Genomic DNA, 13,622 nt, shown 5'->3' on the forward strand with positions numbered 1-13,622 from the left:
GGTCAAAACTTCCTGATCGTCATCGGTAAGGAGACACGGCTTCTTCCTGACCCTGCGGCCGGAAACCGGCGGTTGACTCTCACATGCGCGGCGGACCGCCATTCCTGGGAGTGGCCGGCGGTCCGCCGCCTCCCTCTCGCAGCCGCCATGCCGACACAGAGGAACCCGCGCTGATGACCACCTCTCCCACCTCCACAGCCTCCACGACGCCCGCGGACCGCCGCATCCGCGTAGACAGTCCCGAGGGGCCGGTCACGGTAAGCGTCGACGCGATCGAGCAGCGGATCGCCGCCGGACTGCGCCCCGTGGTCGACGGCGGCACCATCGACTCCGCCGAGATCACCAAGGTCATCACCGCCCTGGTCGACGACGCCAAGGCGCTGCTGCCGGTCGGCGAGGCCAGATACAAGGACCGTGGCGGTCGGGTCACGATGGGCCTCGACTCCCTGCGCCGGCGCCTCGCCTACCACCGTCCGGACCCGCGCCTCTACCCGCTGAATGCGGCGCTCTGCGCGGCGGACCTCGCTCGGAGCTGCCGGACGCTCCTGCAACTGGTCACCGAACCAGTGGACGCGCACCGAGTGGTGCTGACGACATGGTGAATGGCCACGACGGCATCGCCGACTCCCCGTTACGAGACGCCCTGGTCGTTTTGCTGATCGGCCGAGAACGGTGCCAATCCGCCACTGACGGCGACCAGGTCCGTGCCCGCTGCGCACGGGCGCTGTACGAGAGACTCGACCGGCTCACCGAGATCTGTCCGGCTTCGGCGAGGTGCAGTGCCCTGCGCCCAGGCGGGTCAGTGAGGCTCCCTGGCAGGTCAGGGGCGGGTGACAGTCAGCAGCTGTTCCCGGAGGTCTCGTACGGCCGGCTCGGACTCATGGGGTTGGGCTTCGCGGGCGAGGTCGAGGAAGCGGCGCCGGACGCGGGCGGATTCGACGTGCGAGCCGATGCGGATGGCGCGCAGCCCGGTGGCGCAGGCGGCTTCGAGGTCGTCGACGACCAGGAGGGCGCGGGCGGCGGCGATGGCGTCGAAGGCGCTGGAGCGTGCGCGGGCGGAGTCGCGTTCCGCGGCGGCGGTGCTCAGCAGTTCCAGAGCGCTCGTGGCGTGCTGGGGCCGGCCGCTGGTGCGGGAGAGGAAGAGCAGGACCTCGCCGAGGGTGGAGCTCAGCTCCGCGTGGTCGAGGTAGGCGATGTACTCGGGCCGGTCCTCGACGGAGTGCTCGTGGAAGATCTCCTGGGCGTGGCGGACGCTGCGCAGGGCCTCGGGAACCTCGCCCTGGAGCGAGGCGAAGCGGGCGGCCAGGGCGTAGAGGCCGGCACGCAGGACGGGGTGGGCGTCGTTCCGGGTGCCGTACAGGGCCAGGGCGATGCAGTCGGAGGCGAGGTCGGGCCGGCCGAGGTAGCCCCAGATCCGGGCGAGGCACTGCAGCAGGTGGGCGGTGAGGTTGCGGTCCCCGCTTTCGCGTGCGGCGTGGACGGCCATGGTGAGGTAGCGGATGGCCGCGGGCCACTGGGCGACGTCGTGGGACATCCAGCCGACGCAGCCGGCGAGGTCGGCGAGCTCGCGGAAGAGGAGCCGCCCGGTGGCTTCGGTGTAGCGGCCGTCGCGGATGAGGCCCGTGGCCCAGGCCAGCTGCCCGGTGGCCGAGTGCAGGGTGCTGCCGCCGCCGTGACGGTTGTCCAGCAGACGAAAGGTGCGGGTGTAGTCGGCGATCCGCGCAGCGTCGCCGACGCCGAGCCGGGACCCATCCCGGTCGGCTCCGGGGAGGGCGTGGGAGGGGGCATAGGCCCAGGTGTCCAGCGCCGGCAGGAGCCGTTCGGGCTCGTACGGGATCGCTGGACGCGCCTGATCCCCGGCGCGTGGATCGGGCTCGGGGCTGGGCTGGGTGCTGTTGAGGAGCGCGGCGGAGGTCATGTGGCCCAGATCGGTAAGGAGTTCGGCGGGCCCACGGAAGCGAGTGAGGTCATCGGAGTCCGCTTCGGTCAGCCCGAGGTCGGCTGCCGTCAGTCGGCGGCCGACCTTCGCGGAGAAGACGGCCGCGATCAGCTCGGGCACGGGCGGGCGCGGCCTCTCGCCGCCCAGCCAGCGCCGCACCCGCGAACCATCGGGACGCACCTGCGGGTAGCCGGCCCGCCCTGCTTCCCGGGTGACAGCGGCAGCCAGGCCCTTCTTGGTGAAGTCACAGATGCGGAACCAGTAAGTGAACGCGCTCTCGCCTGGCTGCGGCTCGGGCTGGGGAACACCGGACGGCATGGCGGCCTCCGCAGGAATGTCTGCGCTGGAACCCTCACCGGCGACAGTAGGGCACTGCAGCCCAGCCTGGTAGCGCCCCCGGTGGTCCGCCCCCCTTCGCTCCCCCCGCCCCGCCTGCCTGGCGCTGGGCAAAAGCGCCGCTCACACGCCTCCTGCCTACGCCCACCTGGACCGGCTCACACTCCCCGCACGGCCAAAGCGTGCAGTCCCGCAGGCCAGCCCAACGAACAGGGCCCCTGCGCAGGCCGCAAGACGACATGGAGGAACGCGCAATGTCGACTGACGACCCGGGACGTACGGGCGTGCGGGTGGGTGGGACGCGCGGGCTGGCGTCCGCCTCGGCGCAGGGCTCATGACGCTTCGCTGCCGGACAGCAGCTCCGGTTGCCGGTACGGCTGACACTCTGTCGAGGGAGAGCTGATGCGCCCTGCCGACCGCTTCTTCAACGAGGTCCTACTCACCGCTCCGCCGGCGGCCGCGGTGACCTCCGTCCTGGTGGCTCACCTCCTGCCGAGCCAGCCGCCCTTCTTAGACGCGTTACGTCGCGTCTCCTCGCTCGCCGCCGTCATCCCGAAGCCGCGGTCCGTCCACCGCACGGTCTTCGAGCAGGCCCGGGCCTTCGCGCCGGTGGACACGATGACCCGCGAGGACCTGGCCGGCGAGCAGGGTCTGGTGGACTACCTGGAGCGCCGGGCGGCCGGGCTGCCCGTGGTCCTGCTGGACGTGGGCGGCTACTTCTCGCCCGGCCTCAAGACCGCGTGCGAGGCGTTCTCCGGGCAGGTCCTGGGCGTCGTTGAGGACACCGAGAACGGGCTGCGCCGCTACGCGGCCCACGACAAACTGCCGTGCCCGGTCTACAGCGTGGCCCGCAGCCCCCTGAAGGAGGCCGAGGACCGGCTGGTGGGGGAGAGCATCGTCTTCTCCGCCGAGGCCCTGGTGCGCGAGCTGGGAGAGGTGCTGCCTGGCCGCCGAGCGTGTGTCATCGGTTACGGCAAGGTCGGCTCCAGCATCGCCCGTACCGTGCGCGCCCGCGGGCTGCCGGTGACCGTCGTCGAGCGCGACCCGGTGCGCCTGGCTCACGCGCTCAGCGCCGGCTTCTCTGCCGCAGACCGCCCGCAGAGCGTCCTGCCCGGCGCTGATCTGGTCTTCTGCGCCACGGGCAGCCGCTGCCTGGCCGCCAGCGACCTGGCCGGCCTGTCGGACGGCGCCTTCGTGGCGACGGCGACCTCGGCCGACGACGAGCTCGACCTCAGCGGCATCAACGACCTCTTCACCCACCGGCCGATCGCCCGCCACATCTCGCGCTACGAGCGCGGCGGACGGCACTTCCACCTGCTCAACGACGGCCATGCGCCCAACTTCCTGCACGGCTCGGCCCTCGGGCCCGCGATCCACCTGGTACAGGCGGAGATCCTCGTCGCCCTGGGCCGGCTCGCCACCACGGCGCACGCGCCGGGCCTGTGCGAAGTCCCCCACGGCATCCGCTGCGCCATCGCCGACCTGTGGGTGCACACCTTCCACCCCTCGACGCACCCTCACCCCTTGCTGAAGGAGATGAGCTGACATGCCCAGCACCACAGCAGGTACGGCCGCCGAGCCCCTGCCGGGGCCCGGGGAGGCGTTCACCGGCCGCCGGGTGGCGGTGACGGGCGCGGCCGGCTTCATCGGCTCCCACCTGTGCGAGCGCCTGGTGGCCCTCGGCGCCACGGTGGTGGGCATCGACGACTTCTCCACCGGCCGCCCCGAGAATCTCCCGGCCTTACGGTCCAGTCCGGCCTTCCGGCTGGTGCCGCACGACGTGACCGCGCCCCTGGAGCTGTCCGGGGATCTCGACTACGTCTTCCACCTGGCCTCGCCCGCCTCCCCGGCCGACTACCTGCGCCACCCGGTGGCGACCTTGAGGACCGGCGCCCTGGGCACCATGAACTGGCTTCAGGCCGCCGCCCGCACCCAGGCCCGGTTCCTGCTGGCCTCGACCTCCGAGGTCTACGGCGACCCCGAGCAGCACCCGCAGCGCGAGGACTACTGGGGGCACGTCAACCCGGTCGGGCCGCGCAGCGTGTACGACGAGGCCAAGCGCTACGCCGAGGCGCTGACGGTCGCCTTCGGCCGTGAGGCAGCGATCAGCACAGGCATCGTGAGGATCTTCAACACCTACGGACCGCGGATGCGCGCAACCGATGGCCGGGCGGTGCCGAGCTTCATCCACCAGGCGCGTGCCGGAACCGCGCTCACGGTGGCCGGTGACGGCTCCCAGACCCGTTCCCTGTGCTACGTCGACGACACTGTCGAGGGCCTGCTGTCCGTCGCGGCGAGCGGCCTGCAAGAGCCGGTGAACATCGGCAATCCCCAGGAGATCAGCGTGCTCAAACTCGCCGAGCTGATCCGCCACCTGTGCCGCTCGGCATCGGAAATCGCCTTCGGCCCGCTGCCCACCGACGACCCGCGCCGCCGCTGCCCGGACATCCGCCGCGCCCGGGAACTGCACTGGACCCCGCAGGTGGGGCTCCGGGACGGCCTGGCCCGCACCATCGCAGCATCGACCGCCACCGACACGGCGCCCTCGCTGGCAGGGGGAGTGCGATGACCCGGCCCTGTGCGCTGCCGCCGATCGTGTGCGGCGTGGACGCCTCCTACGTGGTGCCGCTGCGCGCGCTGATGAGCTCGCTGGTCACCACCCACGCGTACGACCATGGCGACCTGCGCCTGATCGTCCTGCACGACCAGCTCCCCGAGGACGCCCGCGCGGAGATCCTGCGCCACGCCCGGCAGATCGGCCTGAGCACCCAGCTGCGCGCCGTGCCGGCCGCACCGGTGCGCGGGCCGGTCTCCGGCTGGGTGTCCGAGGCGGTCTACCTCCGGCTGTCGATCGCCGAAGTGATCGGGGACGAACGGGTCGTGCTCTACCTCGACGCCGACACCCTCGTCCTGCGCAGCCTGCGTCCCCTGCTGCGCCACCAGCTGGGCGGCGCGCCGCTAGGGGCGGTCCGCGACCCGCAGAACCCGGTGCTCGGCCGCGGGATCGCCCTGCCCGGCTGGGACCGGCTGGGCCTTGTGGCCGGACGGGAGTATTTCAACAGCGGCGTCATGCTCATCGACCTGACCGTGTGCCGCGAGCGCGGGCTGTTCGAGCGCGCCCGCCGCTTCCTGGCCGAGCACCCCGGCCATGCGCGGTTCTGGGACCAGGACGCCCTGAACTGGGCGGCCGAGGACACCTGGCTGCGCCTGGACCGGCAGTGGAACACCTTCGTCCTCTCCCCGCTCGCCAGCCAGCCCGGGTTCGTCCATCACGCTGAGGAGGTTATGCCCCTGGCGACGCTGCTCGACGACGAGAGCCGTGCGGCGGTCCTCCACTTCGCCGGCCCCCACAAGCCCTGGAAACCGGGGTATCCCGCGGGTGCACTGGCGGACCTCTACCAGCAGCACCTGCCCGCCACCACGGGAGACCCCCGGTGACCGCCCGGCCGGCCAGCCTCGTCACGGGCGCGCTCGCCGTGGCGGTGGCCGCCCGGCACGCCCAGGGCGCGCACCGGCTCAAGTCCACGCTCCGCTCTCTCCACCGCGAGGACACGGCCCCACGGGCAGCCGAGCCGCCTGCGGTCGTGGTGCACTTCGTCGTCCCCGTGCTGCGCGAGCAGGAGCACATCGCCGATGCCCTGGCCTGGTACGCGCGGCTGCTGCCGGGCCTGCCCGGCTCCACGCTGACCGTGGTGACCACCGCCCGCGAGCGCCACGAGCGCGGGCTGCTCATCGACCAGCTCGCCTCCGGCCTGCGCCGGCCACCGCAGCTGACACCGGCAGAAGACGCCGCCGTCGCCCGCCTGCACGACACCGCCGTCGGTCGGCGCCTGTCGCGGGACGAGGTGGCGGACGCTCTGGCCCCCTTCCCGCTCACCGAACAGGTCGTCGCCGACGCCCTGGCCCAGCCCGCCTATCAGGGTCTGCCGGTCCGGCACGTGCACTACGACGGCGTGGGCCGCGAGGCGGCGCAGGTCAACCACGCCGTGGCCACGCTGCCACCCGGGCCGGGCGAGGCGTACATCGCCGTCTACGACATCGACTCCCGGCCCACCCCGGCCCTGCTCCAGCACACCGTGACGAGTATCGCCCGCCACCACGCCGAGTACGGACAGATGCCGCCCGTCGTACAGCAGTCGGCCCGGTTCACCACCCAGGGCACCAGCAGCCGGGGGTGGGAGCGGGCGGTGTGCCACGGAGCGGCACGGTTGCAGACGCTGTGGACGCTGCGCCGTGAAATCCCCGCCTTCGACCGCCACGCCCGCGCTGTCCGCCACCGGCACGGCGCGCTCCGGGCGGCCGTCGGTGGGGGCGGGCTGGCACAGACGGTCGGCCATGGCCTGTGGGTGCGCCGCGATACCTTCACCCGGCTCGGGGGTCTGCCGACCTACACGGTGCTCGACGACCTGCCCTTCGGCTATCAGCTGACCGTCTGCCGGATTCCCGTCTGCTGTGTACCGGCCCTGGCCGTGGCGCCGGGGCCGGAGGACATCGCGGCCCTCGTCGCGCAGGGCCAGCGCTGGTTCGCCAACTACCTCGACTACGCAGCCTGCCACGCCGCGGCCCGATCCAGCGGCCGCGGCACCGCCCCCATGCGGGCAAGCGCGCTGCTCGTCGGCTGGTACCGGGGCGCTGCCTGGCTCACCCGGACCCCCGCGACCGTGGTGTGCCTGTTGCTGGCCGTCCACCGCCGCACCGCCGGCCCGGTACGCGCGGCGGCCGGTGTGGCGCTGTGGCTGGGCGTGGTCACCCCCGTGCGCCAGCTGGCCGCCGCCGACGGACGGCGGCCGACGGCGGGCGAGCAGGTCCGCGAGGCGCTGCTGTTGCTGGCCGCCTACGGGCTCAGCAGCATCGGCCCGGCCCTGGCCGTCCTCGACCGCCTTCGTCCCCGCGCCGAAGAGCTGTCCCCGAAAGCCGACCGCCGCCCGGCCCCGATGACCCGGGAGGCGCTGTGATCACCGGCTATGAAGGGGTCAGCTGTACCGGCAAGACCTCCGTGATCGCCGAGGTCGCGGCCGCAGGCACCAACCCGCTGGTGGTGCCCTGCTACTACCACGCCGCGCCCGATCCCGCCCTGCTGCCGGACCCGGTGGCCGCGACCGCGCGCGAGCAGCTGGAGGGCCTGGCCGTGCTGCTCGGGGTGGAAGACCGGCGGCGCAAGGCCGCCGAGGACGCCGACGCAGCGGGCCGGGACGTGCTGCTGGACCGCACCGTCGACACGTTGCTGGCCCACACCTACGCCATCGCCCAACTCCACGGCCGCACGGTCATGGACCAGGCCCGGCAGCTCGTACGCGACTCGGCGCCGCTGCTGCCGGACCTCACCATCGTGCTGCACGCCGACCCCGGGATCCTCGCCGGGCGGGCCGCGCGGCGCCCCGGCATGCCGCCGGTCTTCTACGCGCCCGAATTCACCGCGCACTTCGAGGCGTACTTCCGCCACCAGGCGCTCACCCCGCGCTGCATCCACCTGGACTCCTCCCGCACGACCACCCGGGAGCTGGCCTCAGCGGCGCTGCGCCACATCACCCAGGCGCGCGGCGACGGCGCCGCGCGATAACCGAGGAGGACAAGGTGAAGATCGCCATCGTGGGCTGCGGGGCCATCGCCTCCCGCTGGGTCCGTGTCCTTGCCGCTGATACGCGTATCACCATCACGGCCTTGATCGACCCCGACACCCGGGCCGCCGGGCAACTCGCCGACCGCTACGGGCTCGCGGGCCCACATCTGATCCACGCCGATACCGCCCGTCTCCCGGAGCTCGGCGCGGACGCGGTCGCCATCCTGACGCCGCCCGGCCAGCACGCCGCACTCGCACGCGAGGCGTTGATGGCTGGCCTGCACGTCCTGATAGAGAAACCCCTCGCCCTGTCCTACGCGGACGCGGTCACCCTCGTGGCCCTGGCCGAGCGCACCGACCGGCGGCTGATGGTGATGCAGAACCGGGCACTGGATCCACGCTTCCTCGCCTTCCGCGACGCCGTGCACAGCAGCAAGGGGCCGTGGGTGGTCACGGCCGAGACGTGGGTGGCCCTGCACCAGCCGGGTTTCCGCGCCCGCCAGCCGTGGCCGGTCACCAGCGATCTGGCCGTCCACACCTTCGACCAGATACGGCAGCTGATCACCGCCCCTCCCGCCGGCGTGCACTGCACCGAGATGCCCCTTGCGGCTCTGGGAGCGCATTGCTCCCTGGCCCACTGCACCGTCACCTTCGACGACGGCAGTGTCTTCTCCTACCGCGGCGGCTACACCACGGGCCCGGCCCTGCGCACCCCGGCCGGCGGACGCTGGACAGCCACGGGAGCTGACGGCGCCACCTGGTGGGACGGCGAGCACCACCTGACCACCGCCTCCCTGACCGCCTCGGCCTCGGACGCGGTCGTCCGGGAGCTCGGCGCGGCACCGCCCGGCTACCAGGTGGTCATCGCCAAGATGATCGACGCGCTGCACGACGGGCAGGCCCACCCCGACGTCGACGCCGCGCACAATCTGGGCTCGATCGCCCTGCTGGACGCCGCTCTCGCCTCCGCCGCGAACAGCCATCACGGTGCTCGCAACCGGAGCCCGGCCGTGATCACCCCGCCGTCGCCGAGCTCCAGCTCGCCGGACCCCCCGGCCCTCGCCCGGCGGCTGGCCGCCGCCGGGATCACCGCACCGAAGTGTCTGCCGCGCGCCATGGAAGGCGGCGCGGACAACCACGTCTTCACCGCCCCGGGCTCCGACGGCCAGCCGCTCATCGTCAAGGTGCCCGTAACAGGACGGCACCCGCGCTACCAGGTCGCCGCCTGGGCAGCCCGCCAGCTCCACCACCACGGCCTCCCCGTCCCGACGATGGTGTGGCACGGCCCGGACATGGCCGTCGAGACCCGCTGCCCCGGCGTACCCCTCTCCCAGATGCCGGAGCCGGCGGCGGCCGCCCTCGCACAGCGGGCCGGGCAACTGCTGCGCAAGGTTCATGCGGTGCCCGTCGACGGCTTCGGCCGTCTCACTCCGGTCGGCACCGCGACCCACCGCACGCTCGCCGACTGGCTGCTGCGCACCCCCGCCGACCCTCCCGGCCCGGCCGCTGAACTGGCCACCCACATGACCGGGGCCCTGCGTGCTCACCTCCCGGAACTGGATGGGGTGGGGCCGCGATTGCTGCACGGGGACTGGGCCGCACGCCATGTGCTGAGCGACGGGGTGACCGTCACCGGCATCGTGGACCTGGAGAGCGTGCGCGGCGGTGATCCGCTGGCCGACATCGCCGGATGGTCCCTCACCGAGCCCCCGGCCCTGACCGAGGCCCTCGCCGACGGCTACTTCCCCACGCTACCCGGACCCGGCACCCTCCTCGCCATCACCGTCTACCGGCTGAGGATCGCCCTGTTCCTCCTCGCCTACCACGCGCGCCGCGCCGACCACACGGCCGCGCACCTGCGGGCCCGTCAGATCGACGCCGACCTCTCCGATCTCGCCGCCGGTCGACCACGGCTCGTCCCACGCATCACGCCCCGCACGACTCCACAACCAGGGAGGACGCCATGACCCTGATCCGCGCAGGCGCCCGGCACAAGCTCACCCCCGACAACCGGCCCACGGGCTGCCCGGCCTCGGCCGCCGGGATGTTCGTCATCCGCGACGACGGCACCGCCACCTTCGACCGCCACCACCACGACATCGGCGAATTCTGGTTCATCGCCGCCGGATCCGGCACCGTCCTCGTCGGCGAGACCGAGCACCAGGTCACCGCCGGGGACATCCTCTACACCGCCCCCGGCCAGGACCACGACATCCTCACCGTCACCGAAGAGATGCGCGTCTTCTACCTCTCCGCCGACCTGCCGCCCGGCGCCCGCCCCGGCCACCTGCACCGCAACCCCCAGGACGCCGCGAAGCACCCCGTCCCCGTCAGCCGGGCGGGCCGCCATGACTGACCCCGCCCGCACGGTCACCCTGCCGTTCCCCAAAGAGTCCGGCCGCTACCGCACCGCTGAACAGCCGGTCATCGAGCAGCTGCGCACCGGCCGCCTCTCCGACACCGGCCGCGGCCCCGCAGTCACCGAACTCGAAGACGCCTTCGCGGCCCTGGCCGGTACCCGCTACGCCCTGTCTTTCAACTCCGGGACTGCAGCCCTGCACGCAGCCCTCCACGCCATCGGAGCCTCCCCGGCCGCCGGCATCGCCACCACGCCGATGACGTGGATCTCCGCCATCACCGCCACCTTCCACGCCGGCAGCTTCCCCGTCTTCTGCGACATCGAGCCCGACACCCCCAACCTCGACCCCCACGCCCTGGCCGCGCTCGCGCCCGCCTGCTCGGCCGCGCTGGTCGCCCACGCCTTCGGCGTCCCGGCCCGCATGGACGCCCTCACCACGGCCGCGCCCCTGCCGCTGGTCGAGGACTGCTCTCATGCCCATGGCGCCCTCTACCGCCACCGCCCCGTCGGCTCCTGGGGCGCGGCCGGCTGCTTCAGCCTCCAGGACTCCAAGACCGTCTCCGGCGGCGAAGGCGGCATCCTGACCACCTCCGACCGCGCCGTCTACGAACACGCCCTCGTCCTGGGCCACCACCCTCACCGCCTCCAGGTCGAACTCACCCTCGATCACCTCCGGCCCCTCGTCGGCACGGGCGGGGCGTACAAGTTCCGCATGCCACCGCTGTCCGCCGTCATCGCCCGCGAGCAGCTGCGCACTCTCGCCGCCCGGTCCCAGGCCGCCGAGGACAACCTCACCGTCCTGCGGGAGGCACTCCACGAGCTCCAGGCCCCCGTCACCTGGCCGACCCTGGCCGACGGAAGCCGCCGGGGCTGGTACGGCACCCCTGTGACCATCACCCACCGCGTGCGCGCCCCTCAGGCCCTCGCCCACGCCGCCACCACCGCCGGAGTACCGCTGCGGCCCCTGTACGAGGACTGGCTGCACAGCCCGCTGCTCCAGGACCGCCAGCACCTCGAACGCCTCTGGCCCCACATCGCGGCCACCGACTACCGGCCGCCGGACGCCGAGGCGTTCCCCCACTACACCGCCGCCCGGCGCCAGATGCTCATCATCAAGATCCCCACACGCCGAGCCGCCGACTACATGCACCAGGTCGCCACCGTGCTCAGCGACCTCCTCGCCCACCACACCCGCTAGCGCCCGGAAGGGAAGACACCCTCGTGAGCTATCGCTGCCAGGCCGCCGTCCTCCACCACCCCGGCCAGCCCCTGCGCCTGCAAGAGATCGAACTCGCCGACCCCCGTCCCGGGGAAGTCCTCGTCCGCACCATGGCCGCCGGAATCTGCGGCACGGACCGGCACTTCGTCACCGGCACCGTCCCCTACCCGCTCCCCACCGTGCTCGGCCACGAAGCCAGCGGCATCGTCGAAGCCATCGGCGAGAACGTCACCGGCATCGCCCCCGGCGACCGCGTCATCGTCTGCGACCAGACCTTCTGCGGCCACTGCCCGGCCTGCCTCAGCGGCGCCATGGTCTACTGCACCGACACCACCACAAAGCAGTACCAGCACCATCGCCTTACCCTCGACGGCGCGCCCTTCCGCCAGTACCTGGGCGTCTCCGCGTTCGCCGAGCTCATGCTCCTCGACGCCCGCGCCCTGATCCCCCTGCCCGACGACGTCTCCTTCGAAGCCGGCGCGCTCCTGTCCTGCTGCCTCACCACCGGCCTGGCCGCCGTCTTCAACGTCAGCCGGCCCGAGCCCGGCTCCCGCGTCGCCATCATCGGCACCGGCGGAGTCGGCCTCAGCGCCGTCCAGGCCGCCCGCATCGCCGGAGCCACCCAGATCATCGCCGCCGACCTCGAAGACCACCGCCTGGCCCTCGCCACCGAACTCGGTGCCACCAATACCCTCCGCGCCGACGCGGGCGACGACCTGGCGGAGAAGATCACCGAGCTGTCCGGCGGCGGCGTCGACCGCAGCATCGAAGCAGTCGGCCTGCCCCACACCGCAAGCACGGCCTTCCGCGCCCTCGCCCCCCAAGGCCACGCCACCATCGTCGGCATGATGCCGCCCGGCGCCGACATCCCCGTTCCCGGCCGCCTGCTCCGCCACGGCCGGACGCTGGCGGGCACCGTCATGGGGTCCGTGCGCACCCTCGCCGACATTCCCCGCTACACCAGGCTGTTGCAGACCCAGCACCTGCGCGCCGAGCCCTTGGTCACCTCGGTGCTTCCCCTGAAGCAGATCGACGAGGCCCTGCAGCGGGCTCAGGCCCGCCACGGCGCCCGCACGCTGGTCTCCTTCTAGGCGGCGAAAGCCTCCTGCACCTCGTCCAGGTGATCCGTCCACCAGTCGAGGAACCTGGAGGCCGAGAGGAACAAGTGGTCGCAGGAGTGATCACCGCGGTCGTAGTGGAACTCCAGGTGCCAGTAGTCGCACATCCGCTTCCACCACAACCGGTGCGCCGCATCGGCGAGCTCGCCGTCACCGACCTCCACCACCGACCGGTACCCGCGCACGAAGGACGACAGCAGACCCAGGTCCAGGTCACCCTCCTCCCGGCCGAACAGGAGGGTGGCCGACCGGGTCACCTCTTCACCCAACGGCCGCACACGGATCCGGTCCCAGTCCAACACCGCTCGCACCGCGCCATCGCGCCACAGGACGTTGAGGTGCTGGAAGTCCCCGTGGGTCCAGCCGTGGCGGCCGGCCGGGACATCGCTGGTCGGCCGCTGCCCGGCGTACTTACCCAGCAGGGTCTTCCGCTGCTCCAGGAACTCCGTCACATGCCCCGCAAAGGCCGATGAATCCTCCGAGGCGAGCGTCAGGAAGCGGTCGGCCTCCACCACGGCCTGCTCAGCCCGCGGGACGGAGACGGTGATCGTATCCGGTACGTACGGCAACACGGCCGGGACCAGTCCGGCCAACGCCACGTGGATGCGACCGAGCTCGCACCCCAGAGCACGGGCCTGCTCGGTGGTCAGATCGACACCCCGAATATGGGCACCGTCCACCCACGGGAACAACGCGTAGCTGTGCCCGGCGATCTCGGCGAGCACGTCGCCCTCCGCCGTCCGCACAGCAGGGCAGACCCGAACCCCCCGCGCCCCGAGCTTGGACACCACACCCAGGTTCCGGCGAGCGAGCGACGGCGTGACGTCGACGACGCACTTCAGTACAAACTCGCCGCGATCCGTGCGCAGACGCCAATTCCGGTTCATCAGCCCGTCAGCCAGGTACTGCACCGCGCGGACTTCGCCCAGCCTGTACGCCTCTTGCGCCTGCCGCAGGTCCGCTTCCGTCAAGACCCACCCGGCGCATACTGCATGCTCGACCACCCCCGCAGACTAGAGGCACGAAGACCCCCATGGGGCCGTTTCGAGGCACCTCACCCACTCCGGGCTGACGACCCCACGCGTTGAGAG

12 protein-coding genes are annotated in these 13,622 nt (G+C 72.5%); 10 read left to right on the forward strand and 2 right to left on the reverse strand.

The window, feature by feature from the left end:
* Positions 1–173 precede the first annotated feature (173 nt).
* A complete protein-coding gene (locus ACSNOH_RS09650; protein ID WP_436720829.1) occupies positions 174–602 on the forward strand; it encodes a hypothetical protein in 429 nt (142 codons plus the stop codon).
* Positions 603–820: 218 nt separating this feature from the next.
* Here the strand turns inward: ACSNOH_RS09650 and ACSNOH_RS09655 are convergent, their stop codons facing one another.
* Positions 821–2,257 (reverse strand): transcriptional regulator, encoded by a 1,437-nt coding sequence (locus ACSNOH_RS09655; RefSeq protein WP_436720830.1) that lies wholly within the window; start codon positions 2,255–2,257, stop codon positions 821–823.
* A gap of 420 nt (positions 2,258–2,677) precedes the next feature.
* On the opposite strand from ACSNOH_RS09655, the gene ACSNOH_RS09660 reads away from it, so the two are divergent.
* Genes ACSNOH_RS09660 through ACSNOH_RS09700 form a run of 9 tightly spaced genes read left to right on the forward strand, consistent with a single transcriptional unit; the run spans position 2,678 to position 12,504 of the window.
* Complete coding sequence (locus ACSNOH_RS09660) at positions 2,678–3,820, forward strand: NAD-binding protein (protein ID WP_436720831.1); 1,143 nt, start codon at positions 2,678–2,680, stop codon at positions 3,818–3,820.
* Between the two features lies 1 nt (position 3,821).
* Positions 3,822–4,844: an NAD-dependent epimerase/dehydratase family protein gene (locus tag ACSNOH_RS09665; RefSeq protein WP_436720832.1), complete on the forward strand. Its 1,023-nt coding sequence runs from the start codon at positions 3,822–3,824 to the stop codon at positions 4,842–4,844.
* Positions 4,841–5,713, forward strand: a complete 873-nt coding sequence (locus ACSNOH_RS09670) for a glycosyltransferase family 8 protein (protein ID WP_436720833.1) — start codon at positions 4,841–4,843, stop codon at positions 5,711–5,713. Before ACSNOH_RS09665 ends, ACSNOH_RS09670 begins: the two co-directional genes overlap by 4 nt.
* On the forward strand, positions 5,710–7,230 hold the full coding sequence (locus ACSNOH_RS09675) for a hypothetical protein (RefSeq protein ID WP_436720834.1): 1,521 nt from the start codon (positions 5,710–5,712) through the stop codon (positions 7,228–7,230). The genes ACSNOH_RS09670 and ACSNOH_RS09675 overlap by 4 nt, the downstream gene beginning before the upstream one ends.
* Complete coding sequence (locus ACSNOH_RS09680) at positions 7,227–7,835, forward strand: hypothetical protein (protein WP_436720835.1); 609 nt, start codon at positions 7,227–7,229, stop codon at positions 7,833–7,835. Before ACSNOH_RS09675 ends, ACSNOH_RS09680 begins: the two co-directional genes overlap by 4 nt.
* Before the next feature lie 14 nt (positions 7,836–7,849).
* Positions 7,850–9,802 (forward strand): phosphotransferase, encoded by a 1,953-nt coding sequence (locus tag ACSNOH_RS09685; RefSeq protein ID WP_436720836.1) that lies wholly within the window; start codon positions 7,850–7,852, stop codon positions 9,800–9,802.
* Positions 9,799–10,191: an AraC family ligand binding domain-containing protein gene (locus ACSNOH_RS09690; protein WP_436720837.1), complete on the forward strand. Its 393-nt coding sequence runs from the start codon at positions 9,799–9,801 to the stop codon at positions 10,189–10,191. Before ACSNOH_RS09685 ends, ACSNOH_RS09690 begins: the two co-directional genes overlap by 4 nt.
* A complete protein-coding gene (locus ACSNOH_RS09695; protein ID WP_436720838.1) occupies positions 10,184–11,392 on the forward strand; it encodes a DegT/DnrJ/EryC1/StrS family aminotransferase in 1,209 nt (402 codons plus the stop codon). The genes ACSNOH_RS09690 and ACSNOH_RS09695 overlap by 8 nt, the downstream gene beginning before the upstream one ends.
* A gap of 23 nt (positions 11,393–11,415) precedes the next feature.
* Entirely contained in the window at positions 11,416–12,504 is a 1,089-nt protein-coding gene (locus ACSNOH_RS09700) for a zinc-binding dehydrogenase (protein WP_436720839.1), read from the forward strand.
* Here the strand turns inward: ACSNOH_RS09700 and ACSNOH_RS09705 are convergent.
* Positions 12,501–13,535 carry a phosphotransferase gene (locus ACSNOH_RS09705; RefSeq protein WP_436720840.1) on the reverse strand — a complete coding sequence of 345 codons (1,035 nt, stop codon included), beginning with the start codon at positions 13,533–13,535 and terminating at the stop codon, positions 12,501–12,503. The genes ACSNOH_RS09700 and ACSNOH_RS09705 overlap by 4 nt on opposite strands.
* Between the last annotated feature and the right edge of the window lie 87 nt (positions 13,536–13,622).

Source organism: Streptomyces sp. URMC 127 (assembly GCF_051386535.1).
Classification (GTDB): domain Bacteria; phylum Actinomycetota; class Actinomycetes; order Streptomycetales; family Streptomycetaceae; genus Streptomyces.